Raw genomic sequence first — 23139 nt, 5'->3', positions numbered from 1 at the left:
GGACTGAATGATTATGATTTGATAACAGAAACTGGACTTGGATTTGCAATGGAAAATTCGATTTATTTATTGCTTGAGAAATTGACAGATACAGAAGTTATTGAAAGCAATGCAAATGATGGGATGGCAAAAAAGGTACGAGAACTATTTGATTTATGAAGATTGAAGAAAGAAGGAAAACTTATGTATAAAGCGGTTATTAGTGATTTGGACGGAACTTTGCTAAGTAGAGGCCATCACGTTACAAAATTTACTAAAAATGTAATAAAGGAAATAATAAAAAAAGGAATAAATTTTTATATTGCCTCAGGCAGAAGCTATGATCAGATTGGATATGTAACTGAACAGCTTGAAGTAAAAATTCCGATTATAGCGGCAAATGGTGCAAGAATTTTTGATGCAGACGGAAATATGATTTATGAAAAAGGATTATCAAGCAAAGCGGCAAAAGCAATATTGGGACTGGATTACGAACATATTGCCGAAGGTTCACATCTAAACATTTTTTCAGGAAATGACTGGATTATCACAAAGGGAACAGCTCAAAAAGTGTATGACAGAATTCCAAGAGATGTAAAAGTCAATTTTAAGGAAGTTCCAAAAGATGAACTAAAAAATTTGGATATATTAAAAATATTTTATATTGGAGAGCATGAACAGCTTACAAACTTGGAAAAAGCCATCCTAAAAATAACAGACGATGTAAATGTCATCTTTGTCAGCGATTATTGTATGGAAGTTATGGCAAAAGGTGCAAACAAAGGAGCAGCGGCAAAATTTCTATTAGAAAGAGAAGGCTTGGAATTAAAGGACGCAGTAGCCTTTGGTGATGGTGAAAATGACTTTGAAATGCTTACAATGGTTGGAAAAGGCTATGCAATGGGAAATTCCATCGACAGACTAAGAAAACTGCTGCCAAAAGATTTTGAATTTGTTGGAGAAAACACGGAAGACGGGGAAGCTGTGAAATTGCAGGAATTGTTTTTGGAAAGAGCAAAAAATATTTGATTTTCTGAAAAAAATTAAAATTAGTATTAAAAGGATAAAAAAATTTATTTACTTGATAGGAAATAATCGTTGTAACAATCAGCGATTATTTTTCTATTATTGCGGCACAACCAAGACAATATTTTCTATTGATTGTGCCATTAGTGTTTTTCTAATTTTTAGTAGAAATCGCATCCACATCATACTGTTTTCCCAGCTCAAATTGAGAATTATTTTTCAAGTCATAATAAGCCGCAACGCCTATCATTGCCGCATTATCAGTGCAATATTCCATTTTGGGAAAATGAACTTCAATTTGTTCACCTTCATTATTCTGAATATTTTTAAATTCTGAAAATTTCTCACGAAGCCTTCTATTTGCTGAAACACCGCCTGCAACAAGTAACGTTTTCACATCCTTTTCCTTCACAGTCATCAATATTTTATCATACAAAACATTTACGATAATTTCCTGAAGAGATTTTGCAATATCTTCTTTTGAAATAGCATTTCCTTTCATCTTTTGGTTATTTACATAATTAGTTATAAAAGTCTTTATTCCACTAAAACTGAAGTTGTAGCCGTCAACTTTTGGTTTTTTTATTTTTAAAATATCTTCTCCGTTTACTGATAGTCTATCAATATGTGGCCCTCCTGGGTATTCCAGCCCCAGTATTCTTGCAATTTTGTCATAAGTTTCTCCAACAGCATCATCCAATGTTTCGCCAAGCAAATCAGTTATTATTTTCCCATTTTTTTCATAAATATAATACAAGTTTGTATGTCCACCTGACACGACTAGCGATATTGCGGGTAATTTTACATCATTGTCAATAAAACTTGAAAAAATATGCCCGTTAATGTGATTTACTGGAATTAATGGAATGTTGTTGGCATAACTCAAGGATTTTGCGAACATCAAACCTACGAGCAGGGAACCGATAAGTCCGGGAGTGTTTGTCACAGCGATATAATCAATATCGCTTAATTGACAGTTTGCTTTTTCCAGAGCTTCGGTAAATACTGGTAAAATGTTCTCAATGTGGTGTCGTGAGGCTATTTCAGGCACTACTCCGCCAAATTCCTTGTGAATGTCAATCTGAGTGGAAATAATATTGCTTAAAATCTTTTTCCCATCTTCAACAACTGCAACGGATGTTTCATCACAGGATGTTTCAAATGCAAGTATTTTCATAGTTTTTCTCTCTTTCTTCTTTTCGTTTTTCATTTTTTCTTTAATTTTTAATTGTCATATTTATTAACAATTTTGTCAAATACGGCTTCTACCGAAATACCAGTCATACAATCTGCATATTTCTTAGGAAATTTGTCATCTCCATAAAGTGAATGTGGCGGACAGTTTGGATTATTCAACAAAAATGTATTTTTTTCAAAGGAAAATAATTTTGAGTCAGTCGGCCCAAAAAATACAAAAGTTTTGGCTTTTACGGCTCTTGCTATGTGAAAAGGGCCTGAATCATTTACAACAGCCACTTTGGCATGTTTTAGCAATATTCCGCTTTCCTTAAAGGAAATTTTTCCACATAAATCAATAACTTGTCCATTCCCGTCAGCTTTTACAACATTCGCATCTTCTTTCCCGCCAATTACAAATATTCTCAATTTTTTCTGATTTTTTACAAACTTACTTTCATTTTCCAGAATTCTTTTTGCCAGTTCATCATAATAAGTCCACTTTTTCGTAAATTTAGAAGCTCCTGGAGCCAGCACAAAATAACTTCCGTCTTTCAAATCATATTTTTGTACAAATTCTTCTTCCATTTTTTTGTCAATATAAAATTCCAGATTATCACCAAGCCCATTTTTTATATTTTTATCAGAAAAACTTATCCCCAATTTTTTCAACGCTGTAAAATAACTTTCAACAATTGTACAATCAGCATTGTATGTAATAAGTTTTGCCTTCACAAGTATAGTTTTCCACCATTTTCTCTTTTTATACCGGCAATACTGAGTGTATCTATTTTCAAGACTTTTTCCAATAATTCTGGACAAAAATTTAGAATGTAAATCAATAACATAGTCATAATTCTCTATTTTCAGCCTATTTACCATATCTTTTATATAGTTTCTATCCTTACTTTTCTTCTTATCAAAAATTATCAAATTCCTAATTTCAGGATTCAATGAAATTGCCTCAGAAAAAGTATTGTAAACTATAAAATCTATCACAGCCTCTGGATACCTTTCCTTAATTGCCCTTATCACCGGAGTTGTAAGCACCACATCTCCAAATGAACTGAATCTTATTATTAATATTTTCATATTTTTCCTCTTCTAAAATAAAATCTCTTTTTTTAATAACAACACTTTAAAACCAAACTTAAAAATTTTGACTATTTTACTTAAACTTTATCTTTTTTATTTTTATCAGTTCAATTTTATAAGAATTCAAACGTATTCTATAATTTAAAACTATTATAAGTCAAGCACTTTGATTTATGAATAAAAAAGAGCATTCAAAATCCTGCCCTCTTTAAATCGTAACTAGCCTATTTTAATGCCGCTTTTGCCTTTTGGAATAAATCCTGTATAAATTCTCCCTTGTCAGTATCAGTTCCTGAAATTGTTACAGTTCCTGGTATACCGCTTGTATAAGGATAAATGTTGTAAGTCCAGCCGTTTTTTGTGGTGATTTGACGAATGTTCTTGTTTTCTGATGCGGCTACTTCTGTAACTTCCACCTGCCCTTTGTATTTATTTTTTTCAAATACTTTTAAAAGGCTCAAAAGTGCAGACTCATCGTGTTTTTCAATAATAAACTCAACTTTATTTGCATCTGAAAGATTTTTATACATCTGTTTTGCAAAATCTCCATCCTTTTTCAGCTTAGAAAGAAGATTTGCAAGCCCTCCACGATTTACTGTTCCGCTCATTATCGGATTTTCATAATTGTCATTAACAACTCCGATTACAACTTTGTCTAAAGCTGAAAACGAAAGAGTTCCAAAAATAATAAATAATACTAAAATTAATTTTTTCATCTGTATTCCTCCTTTTTTATCTTTTACTATTTTCAAAAGTTTAAATTTTTTATTAATTACAATATTTTTAAAACTTTCATTCTTACTATTTTTCCAGTATTTACAAAAAATTATAATTAACTACAATATTAATTAATATATCCCTATCTTCTTCTGCCCTTCATAAATCCTCCGCCAAGTCCTGGAATACCGCCACTATTAAACATTTTCATCATTTGTTTCATTTGCTCAAACTGTTTTATCAATTTATTTACGTCATTTACCTGAACTCCGCTTCCTTTGGCAATTCTCATTTTACGGCTTCCATTTTTTAGAAGTTTCGGATCTCGTCTTTCCTGAACTGTCATTGAAAAAATAATCGCTTCAACCTTTTTCATTTCCTTTTCTGCCATTCCCATGTCAATCATGCTTGTGTCAACTCCCGGTATCATTTTCATAATTCCCGCAATTGATCCCATTTTTCTTATCATTTTAAACTGCTTTAAAAAATCTTCAAAGTCAAACTGGTTTTTTCTAAATTTTTCTTCCATTTTCTTGGCTTCTTTTTCATCAATAGCTTCCTGTGCCTTTTCCACAAGTGAAACAACGTCCCCCATTCCAAGAATACGTGAAGCAAGCCTGTCAGGATGAAATGGTGCGATATCGTCCAGTTTTTCCCCTTCACTTATGAATTTAATTGGCTTTCCTGCAACTTCCTTTACCGAAAGGGCAGCTCCTCCACGGGTGTCTCCATCCAGCTTTGTAAGCACAACCCCAGTAATATCAAGCTGCTCATTAAACTCTTTTGCCACATTAACCGCATCCTGCCCAGTCATTCCATCAACCACAAGCAGAATTTCATTCGGATTAAAGCTGTCCTTTATATCTTGCAGTTCATTCATAAGCTGCTCATCAATATGCAGTCTTCCCGCCGTGTCAATAATCACATAAGTCGCATGTTCCACCTTTGAAGCCTCAATTCCCTGTTTTACAATTTCCAATGCATCTGTACTTTCATCAATCGTAAATACAGGAACTTTCACCTGCTCTCCTAATACCTTCAATTGCTTTTTCGCAGCAGGTCTGTAAACATCCGCTCCAATCAGAAACGGCTTTTCCCCTTTAGATTTCAGATGCTTTGCCAATTTCCCGGCAAACGTAGTCTTTCCAGCCCCCTGAAGCCCAGAAAGCATTACAACAGTAGGATTTTTATCAGCCTTGACAATTGAAACATTTGAACCTCCAAGTACCTCCACCAGCTCATCATTTACAATCTTAACAAATTGCTGCGTAGGATTAACCCCGCTAATAACCTGCTCTCCCAACGCCTTTTCCCGAATCTTTGCCACAAAGTTCTTAGCCACGCTATAATTTACATCCGCCTCAAGCAGTGCCAGCCTCACTTCCCTCAAAGCATCCTTCATATTGCTCTCAGTCAATTTCCCCTGTCCACTGACTTTTTTAAATATATCCTTAAATCTGTCTCCTAAATTATTAAACATTATTGATTTTTCTCCTTATTTTATATATTTTTCTGCTATGAATTTTTTTAATTTTCGTGATTATAGAATAACATATTATGGGGGAAAAAACAAGATGATTGATTTTTTTAAAAAAATATGCTAAAAATAATATAAATTAAATTTATTTAGAAGGTTTATAAAATTAAGAAAATTAAAATTACAAAAATATAAAAACTGTTTAAATTAAATTAATATTGTAAAATTTTTATTATAAATTTAAAAATAAAGATAAAATATGTGAAATAGGTGAGAAAATGAAAATAGTGGGAAAACATTGTCTTAATAAAAATATACTTGACTTTTTTGATAACAAAACGAAAAACGGAATTGAACATAGAGTATTAATAGAAAAAGAGAATGATGTTTTTAGAGAATATATGAAAGAAATAATTCCAAAATATCATGCAAATGAACAAAAAATTGAACGTACTAAAAAAGATTTAAAAGAATTAAAGATAAAAAATATTAATAGAGACATTTCTATTTATCCCAAAAGTGATAAAACTAAGAAAGGAAATTTTGCAGAAATTTTTTTGAATGAATACCTACAAGAAACAACAAAAACAAAAAGTTTCATATACAGATTGAGATATAATCCAAATAAAGAACAGTCTATGAAAGGCGATGATGTATTACTTTTTGACTTAAATTCTAATCCTGTAAAAATAATCGTAGGAGAATCTAAATTTAGAAAAATTCCAGATAAATCTTGTATAAAAGAAATAGAAAATGGATTAAAAAAATCTAAACTAAATGGACTTCCAATATCATTAGAATTTATTTCAGATATGTTGTTGAATGAAAACAATACAGAATTGAGCGATAAATTACTAGACTGTAGAATCATGGATGAAAAATCACTAAAAATCGGATATATTGGATTTTTAATGAGCAATAAAAAAGCAAAAGATTGTGTTAACAAAAACGTTTGTGAAAATTTTGAAAATTTTGAAATGATTTCAATGAATTTAGAAACTCCAGATGAAATAGTATCAGAAATATTTGAAGAATTAGAAGATGATTTGTATGAGTAAATATTTAAATTATGCAGATAAATTATTAAAAAAATTATTTTCTGAAGAAATTGAACAATTAATTGTTCAATCGGCTGCTAGAAATATACTAAAAGAAGTAGGTGAAGAAGAAGAAAAGATACCACGATTTTCTCCTAAATTAGTAGAAAAACTTACACATGTTGCTTTTTGTTATATTTCATGTGGATGTATATTGATTGAAAAAAGTAATGATAGAAAAGAAGAAGGTTTTGGGTATTTAGAAAAAGCTGGAAAAATTTTATCAAATTTATATAAAGAAGAAGAATTAAATATAGAAATCAAAAATTTAAATGTTTTAATTGCTGGAATGTCTTTATATGCTTCTAAATATTATTCAAAAGCTTTTATATTAATGAAAAATATACAACAAAACTTTAAAATAGGAGAAATGATACTGTATTTTTTGAAAAAAGATTATGATAAATTATTGGAATTAGCTAGTGAAACATATTTTTTACAAGAAGTAAAAGAAAATAATATTACAGAATATTTTCAAGTAATTGCTGAAAAAATAGTAGCACACATATTTTTAATAATTATAGAATATGTTAATACTGGAAATATTGAAAATATAAAGTCTTTGTTTAATGAAAAATTAAAAAAATCAATTTATTTTTTTAAGAAAGAACAATTAATTTTGTACTGGTATTTTCTAAGATTATTACGAATAATCTTGTATACATTTGTTTCAAATTCTACTTGGGAAATTTTAAAAAATTATTTTGAGAATAATATTTTAAAAAAATATAATAATATATTGAGCAATTTTAAAATACCAGTTGTAGAAATGTGGCCTTCACAAAAAGAAGCATTAAAAATAGCATTAAATGAAGAAGGTGGAGTTATTAATTTAAGAACTAGTTCTGGAAAAACTAGAGTAGCTGAACTTGCCATTCTAAAAATTCTTTCACAAAGTCAAAATTCAAAAATTTTTTATATAGCTCCATTTAAATCATTAGCTTATGAAATAGAAGAAAATCTGAACAAAATTTTTTCTCCTTTAGGATATCTAGTTTCTAAATTATACGATGTAGAAAGTATTAATAAATTAGATTTTGAATTGATTGAAAATTCTAATATAGTTATAACAACTCCAGAAAAAATGAAAGCTTTAATAAGATTTAACTCGGAAATAAAAGATAAAATTAAGTTAATAATAATTGATGAAGGTCATTTGATAGGAGAGGATATAAGGCACACAAAAAATGAAATTTTTTTTACTAACTTAATAGAAATGGCTAGAAAGAATAGCATAAAAATGTTACTTTTATCAGCAGTATTGCCAAATGCAGATGATTTAGCTGAATGGATTACAGGAAATAAAAATTTATATGTGAAATCTAATTGGAAACCTTCTTCCGAAAGAATAGGGCTACTGATATGGAATGGAGAAAAAGTTAGAATAGAGTGGAAGAACGAAGAAAATTCTTTCAATCCTAATTTTATTCAAAAAAATGATAAAAACTTTCCTAAAAACAAAAATGAAGCAATAATTGCAACTGCTATTAAATTATCACAAAAAAAATCTGTTATGATATATGCCCCGCGTACAAAATCGGTGGAAACGTTAGCTAAAATTCTCTTGAAAGAATATGAAAACCAAATAACCGATTATAAATGGGATAAAAATTTATGGAATAGTTTCCAAACTATTTGTGAAGAAGAATTAGGAAAGGAAAATGTATATTTAAAGGCAATGAAAAAAGGAATAGCATGTCACAGCAATAAATTACCAACTTTAACAAGGCAATATATTGAAAAATTGATGTATTATAAAAAACCTAAAATTGTAATAGCAACTTCAACTTTAGGACAGGGAGTAAACATAGGAGTTTCTACGGTAATAATTTCTAGTATTTATATAGATAAAAATCCTATAAGTAAAAGAGATTTTTGGAATATTTGCGGAAGAGCAGGGAGAGCTTTTTCAGATATAGAAGGAAAAATTTTGTACACAATAGATACACATAAAAAAGAAACATCGAAAATCAAAAAAGATAAAAAAAAAGCAGAAGAATATTTTGACACAACCCAATTAGAACAAGTAAAAAGTGGAATATTGCAACTATTAGAGAAAATCTACAATATTTCAGTAGAATTAAAAATTGATTTTAACTTGTTTATTGAATTACTTTCAGAAGATAAAATTGAAAACTTAGAAAAAATAGATGAATTATTTGATATAATCGATGATGAATTATTAGCAATATATGAGGAATATTCTGACAATAAATTAGATATAATTGAAAATATATTTAAGAGATCGTTAGCTATTATACAAAAGAAAAATGAAAAAGAAAATTTTACAAAATTATTAAAAGCAAGAACAAAAGGATTATTAAAAAGATTTCCAAATAAAAGAAAGAAGATGTTATCATTAAATTTACCGCTTTCAATAGTAAAACAAATGAAAATAGATAGAGAAATGTTTAAAAATTTGGCTGTTAAAATTATTGAATCTCCAGAAAAATACTATGAAAATAGAGTATTATCTGTTATTAAAAAAATTGATAACTGGTGTTTAACAAATGCTAATTTTATACTACCAGAATATGTTAAAATTGATATTTTAGATAAAATAAGGGACCCATGGTTAACATGGGGAGCTTCTATTTTTAATATAAGTAAACTAGATAAAAATGCAGAAAAAATATTAAAAAGTTACTATAGTTATTCTTTGCCTTGGATTATTAATGGAATTTCACAAATGTTTGTAGATGAGGATGAACAAATTGCTCAAATTTATAATAAAATTTCTTTATATTTAGAAATTGGTTTAATTAATGAAATTGCTATACAAATATATCTAGCAGGAATAAATTCTAGAAGAAGTTCAAAAGAACTTTCTGAATTAAATATATTTGAAGAAAAAAATAATTTTGAGATAAAAAAAATTTTATTTAAGTTTGAATTTGAAAGGTATAATATTTCAGATTTTACAGTTAATTTTCTTAAGTCATTTAGAGAAAAGCATAAAAAAATTAAAAAATTAGAAGAGATATATTTCCATAGATTTAAATATGTAATTGATTCTAATATTAATATAATTTACCTTAGAAAAAGTAGTAACAAATTTTATTTTTATTCTAATAATCCTGAATTTGAACAAGAAGTAAAAAGTACAGAATTATTTCCTTTTTTTAATGAAATAAAAGATTTAAGAAATATATATTTTGAAAGAAAAGAAGATACTTGGGAATTGAAATCATATAATCCAAGAACCCAAATAAAAATTCTTAAATAACTGCAATTCGTTTTTTACCAAACTATTTGAAATTATATTGTGATTTAGACATAAATTTATTTTTATTATAAATTTTTTATTAAATTTTATTTATGTGTATACTGATTAACTTATTAATGTTTTTTAAGTATCATAAATTGCAATATTAAATGCGATATTTCTAACAATTAAAATTTTTCAAAAAGCGAATCTTCATTTTTTAGGTTGAAAAAAAATAAGAATTATACTATAATAAATAATTATGCGATTAGGCTAACTAGAGCCTAATTTTATTTGACAAAAGAGAGAAAGAAGGAATCGAAATGATAGAAATGATTTTGCCTGATGGTAGTAAAAGACAGTTGGAAAATCCTATGACTGTTGTAGAATTTGCAAAAAGTATTGGGAGCAGTCTTGGGAAGGCAACCGTTGGGGCGATAATTGACGGTGTGCAAGTTGATCCATCTCATATTATTGATAAATCTGGAACAATTGAAATAATTACTAATACAAGTGAAAAAGGGATAGAAATTATAAGACACAGTGCGGCACATATTATGGCTCAGGCTGTGCAAAGACTTTTCCCAAATACAAAGGTTACGATAGGGCCTGTTATTGAAAATGGATTTTTTTATGACTTTGACCCTGAAAAACCGTTTACTGAAGAAGATTTAGCAAAAATTGAAGAGGAAATGACAAAAATTGTAAAAGAAAATTATGAATTTAAAAGAAATGAAATGACTGCCGAAGAAGCAAAAAAATTCTTTGCTGAAAAAGGTGAAACTTACAAAGTTGAGATAATTGAAGACTTGGGTGCAGATAAGGTTAGCATTTATCAGCAAGGTGAATTTATAGACTTATGCCGTGGAACACATATTCCATCGACTGGCTACCTAAAAGCATTTAAGCTAATGTCAACAGCAGGAGCTTACTGGCGTGGAGATTCAAACAATAAAATGCTTCAAAGAATTTATGGAGTGGCTTTTGCAACAAAAAAAGAGCTGGATGACTATTTGACAATGATGGAAGAAGCTGAAAAGAGAGATCACAGAAAATTAGGAAAACAGCTTGACTTGTTCTTTGTAGACGAGCATGGACCTGGATTCCCTTTCTTTATGCCAAAAGGTGTGGAATTATTTAATAAATTGCAGGAAATCTGGAGAGTTGAGCATAAAAAAAGAGGTTATCAGGAAATAAAAACTCCAATTATGCTAGATAAGGAATTGTGGGAAATTTCTGGACACTGGTTCAATTACCGTGAAAATATGTATACATCAACAATTGATGAAAAAGAGTACGCAATAAAGCCTATGAACTGTCCAGGTTCAATAATTGCCTACAAGAATAATTTACATTCATACAAGGATTTGCCATTGAAATATGGAGAAATGGGGCTTGTTCACAGACACGAATTTAGTGGAGCTTTACATGGACTTATGAGAGTTAGAGCATTTACACAGGATGATGCCCACGTTTTCTGTACGAAAGAGCAAATTGAGGAACAAATTATCGAAATTATTGATTTGTATGATAAATTTTATACTGTATTCGGATTTGGATACCACATTGAATTGTCAACAAAACCTGATAAAGCAATAGGTTCTGACGAAATATGGGAAATGGCTGAAGCAAACTTGAAATCAGCTTTGGAACATAAAGGAATTAATTACAAGCTAAATCCTGGAGATGGAGCATTCTACGGGCCAAAAATCGACTTTAAGATGAAAGACTCAATCGGAAGAATTTGGCAATGTGGAACAATCCAGTTAGACTTTAACCTTCCAGCAAGATTTGAAATGAGCTATATCGGTGCAGACGGGGAAAAACATGAGCCAGTAATGATTCACAGGGCAATGTATGGAAGTATGGAAAGATTTATGGGAATCTTGATCGAACATTATGCAGGAGCATTCCCAACTTGGTTAGCACCAGTACAAGCAAGAATCCTGACAATTTCTGACGAGCAAGTGCCTTTCGCAAAAGAATTGTTTACAAAACTTCAAGATGCAGGAATCAGAGTGGAGCTTGACACAAGAGTGGAAAAAATTGGATACAAAATTAGGGAAGCAAACGGAGATCAGAAAATACCAGTTCAATTAATAATCGGTAAAAATGAAGTTGCAAACAACGAAGTAAATGTAAGAAGATTTGGTTCACAAGACAGTAAAAATGTATCAGTTAACGAAATTATCGAAACATTGAAACAGGAATCAGTTGTTCCGTTTTTAAAATAAAAATATATAAATGTTAAATTTAGATTTATGTTCTTAAACAAACAAAAAAACGAAAATAAGCGATTTAACTGATAAATAAAAGTCTTTTTTAAAAATTTATTGTTATAATACTATGATAGCTTGGATATAAAATTTTAATCTGAAATATTACAAAAATTGATAACAAATTATTCAAGTTGCTTGAAATAAAACAGTTTTTAGAAATTTAATTTTTAAAAATAAAAAAGATTAAACTAATGAGGTGATTTTTATGAGAAATGATTATGATGAATTGGAAACTTATAATCACAACAATGACGATTACAACGAATATAACGGACAAATGACGATGACTTATGATGATTTAAACAAACTTGTAAGTTCAAAGGTTCGTGGAAGCATGTTGTGGATGGTGCTCGGACTTCTTCTGACAGGAGGGGCAGGTTTTCTCGTTTACAGCGGACTGGCATCAGGAAGTCCAATTGCTTATGGAATTTTGAATATGTATTGGGTATTTGCTATTCTGGAAGTAGTTATGGTATTCGGATTTACGGCATTGCTTTACAGAGCTAATTCAGGCACATTAAGAATGATGTTTGTTGCATATTCGATATTAAATGGACTGACACTTTCAGTTATAGGGCTTATTTATGCTCCAGAAATTATATTTTCAGCATTTTTAGGAACATTGACATTATTTGTTGTTTTAGCAGTTTATGGTTATTTTACTAAAGAAAATTTGACAAGATTTACACCAATATTAATTGCCGGGTTAATAACATTAATTTTAGTAAGTATTATAAACATTTTCCTGCAAAGTAGCGGAGTTGACTTGTTTATATCAGTAATAGGTGTGATTATTTTTACAATTTTCATTGCAGTTGATGTAAACAGAATAAGAAATAACATTATCACTTACGCAGTTCAGGAAGATTCAGAGGTTTTGAACAAAATCGAAATTGTCGGTGCATTAAATTTATATCTGGACTTTATAAATTTATTCCTATACATTTTAAGAATTTTAGGAAGAAAAAGATAATAACAAATATTATAATTTAATAAAAATATAAAGGGTTATTTTTGGATTATTGACATTAAAACTGTTCACACAATCCTTAAATAACTCTTATTCTATTTATTAAAGGGGAAAACTTTGAAAACTAACAAAAAAATTGACAATAAAACAGCAAAAGAAATCCAAGATTTTATAAGTGACGAAATCTTAGCAGGCAGAATATGGATATTTTCAGGAATAGCAATTTCGATTTTATTGTGCACGCTACTAAAGGACTACATGATTTTTGAACTGGATAATATAGTTCAGCCCATAAGAAAATTAGAACTGCCCGATGTAAAAGGAATATTCCTGATCGTCCTCTTTGCATTGGAAATCCTGTTCTCATTCATCCTTCCAAAAATACTGATAAACAAACCAAAGAAAAATATGAAATCTGCCTTAACAGTCCTGTCGCTAATAATGGGGCTAGTCCTAGCAATTTTTTACAGCAAACTTTCATTTTTTGTCAGGCAAAAACCTGTTATCGCTGGAATAATGCTTGTATTGACACTAATATTGGCAGTTTTCCTAATAAAAAAAGACATAAGAAATATACAGGTAAAAATATTTGAAAAAGTAGAATCAGACGATACAGAAATTCTGGAAAAAACAAGATTCCTTTCAGTAGTTATGCTGTATTCTGATATTGTAAAAGTCGTGATTTTATATCTTTTATTGATATTGATAATAAAATAGACTAATTATTTATTAATAGATATTTTTCTATGCTTTATATTTTTTCTCTTTTTATATGTAAAGTGGGAGTGTAGAGGTATGGCATCTAATGCTTCTGCGTTAAAAAAACTAAAAATTATAAAAGGAAAAATAATTGTTAATCAAAATAATTTAGAATTTAAGAATAAAAAATTTAAAGAAAGGAGCTTGTATAATGTAACTATATTATACAAGGAAGAAATTGATGAAAAGAAAAATAGAATGTGTCGAGGAATTTCATAGAATTTATAAACTTGGAAATTCTGACAAGCCAATCGGAAAATTGGAAAATGGGCTGGAAAAATTAAGATTTGACTTGATGAAGGAAGAGAACGAGGAATATCTGGAAGCGGCTAAAAAAGGAGATGTTGTGGAAGTTGCGGATGCTCTCGGGGACATGCTTTATATCCTTTGCGGGACGATAATTGAGCATGGGATGCAGGATGTTATTGAAGATGTGTTTGAGGAGATTCATAGAAGCAATTTGAGCAAACTGGATGAAAACGGGAAGCCAATTTACCGTGAAGACGGAAAAGTGATAAAAGGGCCAAATTATTTTCCGCCAAATTTAAAACAATTTTTTCAAAAATAAAAATATTGCAATACTTGTTTATTTTTTTTATTAGACTTGCCTGATAACTATATAAATTTAAAATTTAAGTAAAATAATCACAATTTTTGAGTTTACTTTTAAAGTTTTTTTATTAGAAAGGAAAAAATGCTGATAATAACTTGTAAAAATTTGCAAAATATGATAAAATAAATTTCGATATGTAAAAATAATTTTAACTGAATAACGATTTTTCTAAAATAGTTAAGTTAATATATTATAATAAAAAACAGTAAATGGCTGTTAAAAAATAAAGATGAAAGGAGAACTACTAAAATTATTTAGTAGAGGTGAATAAAATGCAAAGATGTGAAGTTTTTGGAAAAACAGTAAGCCATGGAAATAGAGTAAGTCACTCTCACAAAGCTACAAAAAGAATTTGGAGACCTAATTTACAAACAATGCTTTTGACTATCAACGATGAAGAAGTTAGAGTAAGAGTTTGTACAAAAGCAATGAAAACATTAAAAGGGAAAAATAACGATCAAGTTAAAAAAATCTTGTTAAAAAACAAGGAAACATTAAGCCCTAAAATATTAAAAGCATTAGCAAAGTAAGTTTTTATAACTTACTTTTTTGTGTGTACCCGTAGCTCAACTGGATAGAGCGTCTGACTTCGGATCAGAAGGCTTGGGGTTCGATTCCTCACGGGTACGCCATTTTTATAAAAATTATTTAACTAAATAAAAAAACATAAGGACATCGTATTTGATGCCCTTTTTTATAAAAAGTATATTTTAAAATTAACAGGTAAAATTTACTTTATTCTAAAATGATTATAATTTTTTATTCAGTTTAAATTCATTTTAAAAATATATTTTTATGATAAAATGTCTTTGTAAATAAGAAAAAGTCTAAAATAACTTATTTAAAAAGCAAAAAACTAATAATTTTTTTAACAAATATACTAAAACAGTTTTTATCTTTGAATCTGAAAACTGTTTTTTATTTATTGTTTTTATTTTCTTCTGTTTAATCTTTGAAATTCTGCTTTTGCTTTGGCTAATTGGGCATTAAATTCACTGTTTGAATGCAGTGTCGCAACAACTGTACTTGCTACTACACGGGCTGCATCGACATCGCTTTGCCAGTGGTAACCACAAATTACACGGCTTTGCCCCATTTCATAACCACGTTTTATAATTTCACTCTGTCTTGCAGGATTTACTTCAGCCAGAACTAATGCAGTGGCCCAACCGATTGAAGTGTGCCCTGATGGATAAGAACCGTTTGTTGAAAGGCTCGCTTCATCTTCTGGACGGCAAGTTGATTCTTTAAAGTATGCAAATGGACGTATTCTCATGTATGTCTGTTTTGCGGATCTTGTTGCCAAATCTCCCGCATCTTCACGTAATTTTGTAACTAATTTGAAAATTTCAGGTGTTGTCTGAGCTGAGATTGTGTATCCAAATGCTTCTGAAAAAGCACGAGGTACTCCATCCCCTTCTACACGTGCATCGTTGTATGCCTGTTTTCCCCTTTCAGTATTTCTAAGCAATTTCCCCTTTTCATATTGAGCCTTGTCATTTAAAAACGCAATACTGTCAACTGCCGGTGGAGCTGGCAATAAATCATAACTGCTTACAACTTGTGAGCTTTTCAAGAAGTAAACATCTGGTTTTGTTGTTACATCATTTCCTTTTCCCGCAGAAAATGAAACTAAATTTGCAAATAAAAATACACCAATTAAAAATGTCTTTTTCATGTTTGAACCATCCTTTTCTTATAATATTTCTTAATAAAGTTATACCGTATTTTTAATAAATGTCAAGAGCAAATAAAAAATCTATTTTATTGAAACTCATCTAAAAAAGTGTTAGTATATTTTACATAAGTATAAATTTCAATAAAAAAACTAAAAATGTTGGGGTGTTAGAAATGAAATTAAAAAAAGAAAATCTAATTTTCAGGTTTGCAACTGAAAACGATGCCAAAAAAATTTTAAAAATCTATAAGCCGTATATTGAGAATACTACGATTACATTTGAATATAAAGTGCCTTCGGTTGAGGAATTTAAAGGAAGAATAAGAGATGTTTTAGAGGAATATCCATATATTGTCTGTGAATGTGAAAATGAAATTATTGGGTATGCCTATGCCCATAGGATTTGGGCTAGAGCTGCTTATCAATGGGATGTGGAGCTTTCAGTTTATACAGATGGGGATTATGCTGGAAATGGAATCGGGAAAAAGATGTATAAAATTCTGATTGAAATATTGAAATTGCAGAATGTTGTGAATGTTTACGGGCTTGTAACTTATCCTAATGAAAACAGTGAGAAATTACACAATTACTTTGAGTTTAAAAAAGTTGCATATTTTGAGAATACAGGGTACAAATTTGGAAAATGGATTGGTGTTACCTGGTTTGAAAAGGCTATAAATCCTTATTCTGAAAATCCTGAGCCAGTTAAAAAAATATCAGAAATTGATAAAATAAAAATAAATAAGATTTTGGAATTATTTATAATGAATTAAAACTATTTAAACCTAAGTTCAAAAATTATGATTATTCTACTAAAAAAATTGATTTATTTAATTTTTACCAGTCTAATTTTGAAAGGGCTCAAATGTAGAGTCAAATCAAAGTTTGTCTATGGTTAAAATATGAATTTGAAAGGTTTTTTATGGCTGATTTTAAGGGGTTTGAGAATATTTTAAGTTTGTGCATTAAATAACTTGAAAATCGGTTTAAAGAGTGGTATAATTCAAATGGAAAGAAATGATTTTAATTAATAAATTTAGGAGGATATAACGGAATGGCTAAAAAAACTTTAAAAAACTTAGATGTAAAAGGAAAAAAAGTATTAGTAAGAGTTGATTTCAATGTACCAATAAAAGATGGAGTTATTACAAATGATAATAGAATCACAGCAGCACTTCCAACTTTAAAATACATTTTGGAAAATGGTGGAAAAGTAATCGCATTCTCTCACTTGGGAAAAGTTAAGGAAGAAGCTGACAAGGCATCAAAAACTTTAGCACCTGTTGCAAAAAGATTGGAAGAACTTTTAGGAAAACCTGTTAAATTCGTTCCTGAAACAAGAGGAGCAGCATTAGAATCAGCAGTTGCTGAATTAAAAGACGGAGAAATCTTAATGTTTGAAAACACTAGATTTGAAGACTTGGACGGTAAAAAAGAATCTAAAAATGATCCTGAATTAGGAAAATACTGGGCATCACTTGGAGATGTGTTTGTAAATGATGCATTTGGAACTGCACACAGAGCACATGCTTCAAATGTAGGAATTGCTTCAAACATCAAAGAATCAGCAGTAGGATTCCTTGTAGAAAAAGAAATCGAATTTATTGGTGGAGCAGTTGACAATCCTGAAAGACCATTAGTTGCTATTTTAGGTGGAGCAAAAGTTTCTGATAAAATTGGTGTAATCGAAAACTTATTGGATAAAGCTGATAAAGTAATCATTGGTGGAGGAATGATGTTCACTTTCTTAAAAGCTGAAGGTAAAAATACAGGTTCTTCATTATTAGAAGCTGACAAAGTGGAATTAGCCGCCTCATTAATCAAAAAAGCTAAAGAAAAAAATGTTGAATTGTTATTGCCAATTGATACAGTTGTAGCAAAAGAATTCAAAAATGATACAGAATTTAAAACAGTTTCTGTAGACGCTATTGAAGACGGATGGATGGGATTAGATATAGGAGAAGCATCTATTAAATTATTCTCAGATGCTCTAGTTGGTGCAAAAACAGTAGTATGGAACGGGCCAATGGGAGTATTTGAAATGGAAAACTTTGCAAAAGGAACAATCGGTGTATGTAAAGCAATCGCAGAATTATCTGGAGCTAAAACAATCATTGGTGGTGGAGATTCAGCAGCAGCAGCTATTCAATTAGGATTCGCTGACAAATTTTCACACATCTCAACTGGAGGAGGAGCATCACTTGAATACTTGGAAGGAAAAGTATTACCAGGAGTAGATGCAATTTCAGAAAAATAATAACTAACTTGAATAACTATTAATTTAGTTAACTAAAAATAATTTTTTCATTTTAATCACGAAATGGCTGTCTTGAAATTAATTTTTTGAGATAGCTATTTTTTTAGGTTTAATTTTAGAAAGATTTTTCTATAATTTCAAAAAAAACTAAAAAATAATTTTTTTAAAAATTGAAACATAACTTAAATTATGCTATAATTAAAATTGATTTTAAAATTAAAGAAGGAGGAAAGTATAAAATTGGATTTATAATTTTAAAAATTATAAATTTCAGTTATACAAAACAGAAATGGATAAGAATTCAATAGGAGTAATATTAATTTATGTGGCGTTTATGGCGGTATTAATCTTACCAACATATTTTTCAAATAAGAAAAAGAAGCAGCAGAAGGCTGCATTACTGGAAAATTTGAAAGTTGGAGATAAAATAATAACAGTTGGAGGTATTAAAGGCAGCGTTACAAATATCTATGATCAGTCAGTGGAAATGAAAATAGATAAAAGTGCCAGAATGGAAGTTTTAAAATCTGCAATTGATAGATTAGAAAAAAAATAAAATATAAGATTAGATAATAATTTCAAACAAAAAAATTAGGAGGAAAAAAATGAAAAAAGTATTATTATTTTTATTACTTTTTATAAGTGCAATTACATTTTCTGATACTTTGAAAAATGTATCATACAGTAATGGAAAAGTTACAGGGACATTTAGAGAAAATAAACAAGTTATGCCAAATGCATCGATTACAAAATTAGGAAATGAAGACATACTGATGTTAAGTTTTCCAAACAGTGAGATGGAAAACGGTGTGCCTACCCTTATCAATAAAGATGATCAGTACATAAGTAAAGTTTATACAGTTCAAAGCAATGGAATGGTAGTAGTATACGTGTACTTAAAACCATCTGTAACTTATCAAGTAGTAAGTAAAAATGGAGAATTCCAAGTAACACTCGGTGGTGGACAATCAACATCAAGACAAGTATCAAGAAACACAGCAACACAAAGACAATCAAATAACAATGCACAAGTAACACAAACTCAAACTCAAAGACAGCCAAGCAATTCTACAAGAGGAAATAAAAAATATACAATAGTTGTCGATCCAGGACATGGTGGACATGATTCAGGAGCAAGAGGAAATGGATATAACGAAAAAGATATAGCATTACAGGTAGCAACAAGACTGGCTAACAATTTAAGACGAGATTATAACGTTATAATGACAAGAGATTCAGATTTCTTTGTACCATTGGATACAAGAGCTAAAATTGGAAATGACGCAAATGCAGATTTCTTTATAAGTATTCACTTAAATTCAAGTTCAAGCTCATCAGCAAACGGAACAGAAGTATTTTACTTCAGTAAAAAGGATCAAGGAAGTTATGCCGCACAAGTAGCCAAATTTGAAAATAAAGTTGATGGAAGCTATGGAGATGTGCCATTTTCAGACTTTATTTTAAATGATATTTTTTATAGAAAAAATCAAAAGACAAGTCAAGCTATAGCAGAATCTGTATTAGACGGACTTATAAACTTAACAGGACTTAGAAGAAGAGGGGTTTTTGGAGCGAACTTCGCAGTGCTTCGTGGAAGTAATTCACCATCAATACTTGTAGAATTAGGATTTATGAATAATTATTCTGATTTATCGCAATACTTGACACCAGAAGGACAGGAAAGAGCAGCAAGCACTATCGGTGACGCAATAAGAAAATTCTTTAAATAATTTATAAAACACTTTAAAATCAAACTAAAAAGTTCTGATCTTTTACTCAATCCCCAATTTTTTAATTTTATTAGCTAGAATTAAGGGGATTGGGTATATTATCCAAATTAGGAGAAATTTATGCAAAAACAAGAAAAATTAAATGAGGGAAAAACTAAAAAGCAAAAAGGAAATTTTAAAAAAAATCTTTTTGTAACATTACTTTTTTTCATAACAGTAGCAGTGGTTCTTGTAAATCGTTATGACAGAAAACATAGAAGTAAAATTCATGTAGAAGTGGACAAAAATTTGGTACAGGAAACTACTCAGGAAGAAGAAACTCAGAATAAAATTTCCATATTTGTATATGATCCCTCTACAAAAACAGTAAATGAACGGGAAATTGTAGTTCCTCGTCAAATAAACCTGATAGAAGGTGATTTTATAAATGGAATCATCAGAAATTCTGATTACATTTCAGAAGATATGAAATTTAGAAGTGCATACAATCTTAGAATTGATAATGTGAATACAACAGTTGTCAAACTAAATGCACAATTTGCAAATCTAAAAAAAAATCCTGAACTGTTTAATGGATTCTCTCTGGCTGTAACAAATACTATATTAAAAAATTTCCCTAATATTCAAAGTGTTATAATTCAAATAGACGGGGAAACAAATACAAGATAATAAAAAGTATTAGTAAAAATGGCAGTTAAATATTGAATAAAAAAATAAATTTAAGTTGCTTAAATGTTAATAAAAATTTTATTGATATTAAAGCAGCTTTTATTTTTTGATTAGCCGATTTTTCTTCAAAAAATAATAGAAAAATAGTATTTTATGTGCTATAATGTTAAAATGATTAAAGAAAATGGAAAGGAAGATAAATAATGGGATTTAGAGAGCATAAAAAGGCAATTCAGATTGCTTCTGCAATTATGATAGGGATATTTGGTATATCTATGCTTGTTACTGGAATATTATTTCTGAAAAATAATGTTTTTGGTGCGGCAGGTGGCAACAGGGACGTAATTGCAACAGTTAATGGAACAAAAATTTACCGTGATGATTTTGAAAGAGAAAGTCTTGGAATGAAAAATCAGTTAAATGACTTGAACCAGCAAAAAATGCAGCAATTATCACAGGCAGGAATACCTACCGAAAATTTAAAAAATGTTCCAGACAATATTATCAATGAATATGTTTTACAACTTATGATAAATAAAGAAATTTTGCTTTCGTCAGCAAAAAATTTAGGAATAAAAATAAGCGGGGCAACTGTTAATCAGGAATTTGAAAATTATCAAAAACAGTCAAAATTGGGGAAACAGGAATTTGCTCAATATTTAAGATCTGTCGGATATAATGTCACTTCATTTAAAAAGATGATAAGAGATCAGAAAACAATTGAGAAAATGAGGGAAAAATTATTTTCAAATGATAAAATTACAGATGAAGAAATAAAAAAAGCATATGAAAGAAATAAATATTCTCAAGCCTTTGCAAATCAGGAGTTTGAAGATGTAAAAGATCAAATTAAGGAAAATATGACTCAAGATAAGGATATTATGATTTTAAATTCATATCTTGCAAAAGCTAAGGAAAAGGCTAAAATTGTATTTAAAAATAAAGATTTTGAAAAAATGTACGCTAATATGACAGCTGTTGTGGCACAAAATGGAGAATATAAATATACAAACGAATCATTAAATGAACAAATTATAAATACAGTTTCACAAACACAGCAAGGATATTCAGACAAGCTGGTTAATGATTTAAAAGCTACATTAAAGGTAAACTTGGACAAATTTGTAAAAATTGCTAATAAGGCTAAAACTGCTGGAATAAAAGCTGATGCTGATTTAGTGGGAGTGGATCAGTTAAGAGATTATTCACAAAAATATTATAATTATCTGATAGATACCTATAAACCTGATGATGCAACATTACAAGCCAGATTTAATACTAAAAAGGACAGCTACAACACTCCAAACAGCATTGGTGGATATGTAATTGGGGAAGAGTATCAAGCTGGAGAAAAAGATTTTGAAATGGCTAAAAAACAAGCTGAAGATATTATGAAGACAACAACAAAAGATAATTTTGCAGCTAAAGCCAAAGAATTTTCAAAAGATCCCGGTTCTGCAAATAATGGTGGTAGTCTAGGAGAAACAGCTGATTTATCACAACTTGTTCCAGAATTTGCAAATGCAGTTAAAAAAGGTAAGGCTGGAGATATTGTGGGGCCTATCAGAACGCAATTTGGATACCACATTATTTACATTCAAAGTAAGGATACAAGCAATGAAAATGTTGCAAAAGTTAGTCATATTCTGATAACACCGACTATTTCTGAAGCCTCTAAACAGGAAGTTATCAAAAAAGTTCAGGCTTTAAAAGCTGAAATTGAAAGCAAAAAAACAACTTTTGAAAATGTGGAAAAACAGGACAAATATAAATTCAGCATAAAAGAAAGATTCAAAAAAATGGTTAAATCCGATGCTATTCCAGGAATCGGTAAAAATGATGAATTAATGAATCAGATATTTGCACTGCAAATGAACGGAATTCTTGACAGAAACGATGCAACAGGATATTACTTAATAACTAAGACAGCTGAAATACCATTTACACAAGCTACATTTGAAAATTCAAAAGAGCGTGTAAGATTGGAACTTGCACACGAATATGCAGATAAACAATTAGAAATTATATAAAATATAAATCTTTGGAAACTGTTTCAAATACTAAAAATGTTTGGAGCAGTTTTTATTTTAAAAACATCAATAAAAAGACTAACTATATAATGTCAAGTTTTTTTTTCAAAAAAAAACAAAAAATTTTTTTGAGGAATTTATTTAAATTTTTGCATAACAAAATAGGTAATTTAATAATTTAAATCACTTAAATGGTTAATTAATGATATTTTTAAAAAGTTCGTTTTTAGTTTGTAAATGGTAAATAACTCTGACTAATTTTTTAACAACGTGAGATATGGCAACATTAAAATGTTTACCTTGAGAACGTTTTCTGGCAAGATGTTCCTTAAATACAGGGCAGTAGATACTGGTTAGTCTTGCAGCATTGTATAAAGCGTAT

21 protein-coding genes, 1 tRNA gene and 1 pseudogene are annotated in these 23139 nt (G+C 29.5%); 17 read left to right on the top strand and 6 right to left on the bottom strand.

Translation table 11 applies throughout. The features are described 5' to 3' along the window. Both K324_RS14565 and K324_RS0107820 read left to right on the top strand, forming a co-directional pair. A partial coding sequence (locus tag K324_RS14565) for an HAD hydrolase family protein (RefSeq protein WP_036095350.1) occupies positions 1-159 on the top strand: 159 nt, incomplete at its 5' end. 24 nt (positions 160-183) lie between these two features. Then, positions 184-1008 carry a Cof-type HAD-IIB family hydrolase gene (locus K324_RS0107820; protein WP_026748671.1) on the top strand — a complete coding sequence of 275 codons (825 nt, stop codon included), beginning with the start codon at positions 184-186 and terminating at the stop codon, positions 1006-1008. A 151-nt stretch (positions 1009-1159) separates the two neighbouring features. On the opposite strand, the gene tsaD is transcribed toward K324_RS0107820, so the two are convergent. From tsaD to ffh, 4 genes are all read right to left on the bottom strand, one after another. Beyond that, complete coding sequence (tsaD, locus tag K324_RS0107815; RefSeq protein ID WP_026748670.1) at positions 1160-2182, bottom strand: tRNA (adenosine(37)-N6)-threonylcarbamoyltransferase complex transferase subunit TsaD; 1023 nt, start codon at positions 2180-2182, stop codon at positions 1160-1162. A gap of 47 nt (positions 2183-2229) precedes the next feature. Then, positions 2230-3273: a glycosyltransferase family 9 protein gene (locus K324_RS0107810; RefSeq protein WP_026748669.1), complete on the bottom strand. Its 1044-nt coding sequence runs from the start codon at positions 3271-3273 to the stop codon at positions 2230-2232. 227 nt (positions 3274-3500) lie between these two features. Beyond that, a complete protein-coding gene (locus tag K324_RS0107805) occupies positions 3501-3992 on the bottom strand; it encodes a hypothetical protein (protein ID WP_026748668.1) in 492 nt (163 codons plus the stop codon). Positions 3993-4135: 143 nt separating this feature from the next. Beyond that, the gene (gene ffh, locus K324_RS0107800) at positions 4136-5473 is read right to left on the bottom strand and encodes a signal recognition particle protein (protein ID WP_026748667.1); all 1338 of its coding nucleotides are present in this window, start codon (positions 5471-5473) and stop codon (positions 4136-4138) included. Between the two features lie 275 nt (positions 5474-5748). Between ffh and K324_RS0107795 the strand changes: the two genes are divergently transcribed. The 9 genes from K324_RS0107795 (at position 5749) to K324_RS0107755 (ending at position 15025) form a co-directional block, all read left to right on the top strand. Next, a complete protein-coding gene (locus K324_RS0107795; RefSeq protein WP_051354420.1) occupies positions 5749-6528 on the top strand; it encodes a Hachiman antiphage defense system protein HamA in 780 nt (259 codons plus the stop codon). Beyond that, positions 6521-9793 (top strand): DEAD/DEAH box helicase, encoded by a 3273-nt coding sequence (locus K324_RS0107790; RefSeq protein WP_026748665.1) that lies wholly within the window; start codon positions 6521-6523, stop codon positions 9791-9793. The genes K324_RS0107795 and K324_RS0107790 overlap by 8 nt, the downstream gene beginning before the upstream one ends. Before the next feature lie 302 nt (positions 9794-10095). Next, positions 10096-12006 carry a threonine--tRNA ligase gene (thrS, locus tag K324_RS0107785; RefSeq protein WP_026748664.1) on the top strand — a complete coding sequence of 637 codons (1911 nt, stop codon included), beginning with the start codon at positions 10096-10098 and terminating at the stop codon, positions 12004-12006. Between the two features lie 250 nt (positions 12007-12256). Then, on the top strand, positions 12257-13024 hold the full coding sequence (locus K324_RS0107780; RefSeq protein ID WP_051354419.1) for a Bax inhibitor-1/YccA family protein: 768 nt from the start codon (positions 12257-12259) through the stop codon (positions 13022-13024). A gap of 114 nt (positions 13025-13138) precedes the next feature. Beyond that, the gene (locus K324_RS0107775; protein ID WP_026748662.1) at positions 13139-13738 is read left to right on the top strand and encodes a hypothetical protein; all 600 of its coding nucleotides are present in this window, start codon (positions 13139-13141) and stop codon (positions 13736-13738) included. 78 nt (positions 13739-13816) lie between these two features. After that, entirely contained in the window at positions 13817-13999 is a 183-nt protein-coding gene (locus tag K324_RS16025; protein WP_026748661.1) for a hypothetical protein, read from the top strand. Beyond that, positions 13962-14348 carry a pyrophosphohydrolase domain-containing protein gene (locus K324_RS0107765; RefSeq protein ID WP_026748660.1) on the top strand — a complete coding sequence of 129 codons (387 nt, stop codon included), beginning with the start codon at positions 13962-13964 and terminating at the stop codon, positions 14346-14348. Before K324_RS16025 ends, K324_RS0107765 begins: the two co-directional genes overlap by 38 nt. A gap of 317 nt (positions 14349-14665) precedes the next feature. After that, positions 14666-14923, top strand: a complete 258-nt coding sequence (gene rpmB, locus K324_RS0107760; RefSeq protein WP_026748659.1) for a 50S ribosomal protein L28 — start codon at positions 14666-14668, stop codon at positions 14921-14923. Between the two features lie 25 nt (positions 14924-14948). Next, positions 14949-15025, top strand: a tRNA-Arg gene (locus K324_RS0107755). A 299-nt stretch (positions 15026-15324) separates the two neighbouring features. Here K324_RS0107755 and K324_RS0107750 read toward each other — a convergent pair. Then, complete coding sequence (locus tag K324_RS0107750) at positions 15325-16071, bottom strand: acid phosphatase (RefSeq protein ID WP_026748658.1); 747 nt, start codon at positions 16069-16071, stop codon at positions 15325-15327. 173 nt (positions 16072-16244) lie between these two features. Here K324_RS0107750 and K324_RS0107745 point away from each other — a divergent pair, with 173 nt between their 5' ends. The 6 genes from K324_RS0107745 to K324_RS0107720 all read left to right on the top strand — a co-directional run bounded on the left by K324_RS0107745 (position 16245) and on the right by K324_RS0107720 (position 22757). After that, the gene (locus tag K324_RS0107745; RefSeq protein ID WP_026748657.1) at positions 16245-16844 is read left to right on the top strand and encodes a GNAT family N-acetyltransferase; all 600 of its coding nucleotides are present in this window, start codon (positions 16245-16247) and stop codon (positions 16842-16844) included. Positions 16845-17125: 281 nt separating this feature from the next. Continuing rightward, entirely contained in the window at positions 17126-18328 is a 1203-nt protein-coding gene (locus tag K324_RS0107740) for a phosphoglycerate kinase (RefSeq protein WP_026748656.1), read from the top strand. A 289-nt stretch (positions 18329-18617) separates the two neighbouring features. Next, positions 18618-18884 carry a preprotein translocase subunit YajC gene (gene yajC / locus K324_RS0107735; RefSeq protein ID WP_026748655.1) on the top strand — a complete coding sequence of 89 codons (267 nt, stop codon included), beginning with the start codon at positions 18618-18620 and terminating at the stop codon, positions 18882-18884. Between the two features lie 49 nt (positions 18885-18933). Next, entirely contained in the window at positions 18934-20058 is a 1125-nt protein-coding gene (locus K324_RS0107730) for an N-acetylmuramoyl-L-alanine amidase family protein (RefSeq protein ID WP_026748654.1), read from the top strand. Between the two features lie 120 nt (positions 20059-20178). After that, complete coding sequence (locus K324_RS0107725; protein ID WP_026748653.1) at positions 20179-20727, top strand: GerMN domain-containing protein; 549 nt, start codon at positions 20179-20181, stop codon at positions 20725-20727. A gap of 203 nt (positions 20728-20930) precedes the next feature. Then, positions 20931-22757 carry a peptidylprolyl isomerase gene (locus K324_RS0107720; protein ID WP_026748652.1) on the top strand — a complete coding sequence of 609 codons (1827 nt, stop codon included), beginning with the start codon at positions 20931-20933 and terminating at the stop codon, positions 22755-22757. Positions 22758-22952: 195 nt separating this feature from the next. On the opposite strand, the pseudogene K324_RS16020 reads toward K324_RS0107720, so the two are convergent. After that, a pseudogene (locus K324_RS16020) lies at positions 22953-23139 on the bottom strand (hypothetical protein); the annotation flags it as partial.

Source organism: Leptotrichia trevisanii DSM 22070 (assembly GCF_000482505.1).
GTDB lineage: Bacteria > Fusobacteriota > Fusobacteriia > Fusobacteriales > Leptotrichiaceae > Leptotrichia > Leptotrichia trevisanii.
This window is presented reverse-complemented; position numbering and strand designations above follow the sequence as displayed.

Coding starts and splice junctions, on each gene's coding strand:
- K324_RS0107795 (WP_051354420.1), top strand. CDS start 5,749: ATGAAAATAGTGGGAAAACATTGTCTTAATAAAAATATACTTGACTTT.
- K324_RS0107820 (WP_026748671.1), top strand. CDS start 184: ATGTATAAAGCGGTTATTAGTGATTTGGACGGAACTTTGCTAAGTAGA.
- K324_RS0107765 (WP_026748660.1), top strand. CDS start 13,962: ATGAAAAGAAAAATAGAATGTGTCGAGGAATTTCATAGAATTTATAAA.
- thrS (WP_026748664.1), top strand. CDS start 10,096: ATGATAGAAATGATTTTGCCTGATGGTAGTAAAAGACAGTTGGAAAAT.
- K324_RS0107790 (WP_026748665.1), top strand. CDS start 6,521: ATGAGTAAATATTTAAATTATGCAGATAAATTATTAAAAAAATTATTT.
- K324_RS16025 (WP_026748661.1), top strand. CDS start 13,817: ATGGCATCTAATGCTTCTGCGTTAAAAAAACTAAAAATTATAAAAGGA.
- ffh (WP_026748667.1), bottom strand. CDS start 5,473: ATGTTTAATAATTTAGGAGACAGATTTAAGGATATATTTAAAAAAGTC.
- K324_RS0107780 (WP_051354419.1), top strand. CDS start 12,257: ATGAGAAATGATTATGATGAATTGGAAACTTATAATCACAACAATGAC.
- K324_RS0107740 (WP_026748656.1), top strand. CDS start 17,126: ATGGCTAAAAAAACTTTAAAAAACTTAGATGTAAAAGGAAAAAAAGTA.
- K324_RS0107730 (WP_026748654.1), top strand. CDS start 18,934: ATGAAAAAAGTATTATTATTTTTATTACTTTTTATAAGTGCAATTACA.
- K324_RS0107810 (WP_026748669.1), bottom strand. CDS start 3,273: ATGAAAATATTAATAATAAGATTCAGTTCATTTGGAGATGTGGTGCTT.
- K324_RS0107745 (WP_026748657.1), top strand. CDS start 16,245: ATGAAATTAAAAAAAGAAAATCTAATTTTCAGGTTTGCAACTGAAAAC.
- K324_RS0107725 (WP_026748653.1), top strand. CDS start 20,179: ATGCAAAAACAAGAAAAATTAAATGAGGGAAAAACTAAAAAGCAAAAA.
- tsaD (WP_026748670.1), bottom strand. CDS start 2,182: ATGAAAATACTTGCATTTGAAACATCCTGTGATGAAACATCCGTTGCA.
- K324_RS0107750 (WP_026748658.1), bottom strand. CDS start 16,071: ATGAAAAAGACATTTTTAATTGGTGTATTTTTATTTGCAAATTTAGTT.
- K324_RS0107720 (WP_026748652.1), top strand. CDS start 20,931: ATGGGATTTAGAGAGCATAAAAAGGCAATTCAGATTGCTTCTGCAATT.
- K324_RS0107805 (WP_026748668.1), bottom strand. CDS start 3,992: ATGAAAAAATTAATTTTAGTATTATTTATTATTTTTGGAACTCTTTCG.
- rpmB (WP_026748659.1), top strand. CDS start 14,666: ATGCAAAGATGTGAAGTTTTTGGAAAAACAGTAAGCCATGGAAATAGA.
- yajC (WP_026748655.1), top strand. CDS start 18,618: ATGGATAAGAATTCAATAGGAGTAATATTAATTTATGTGGCGTTTATG.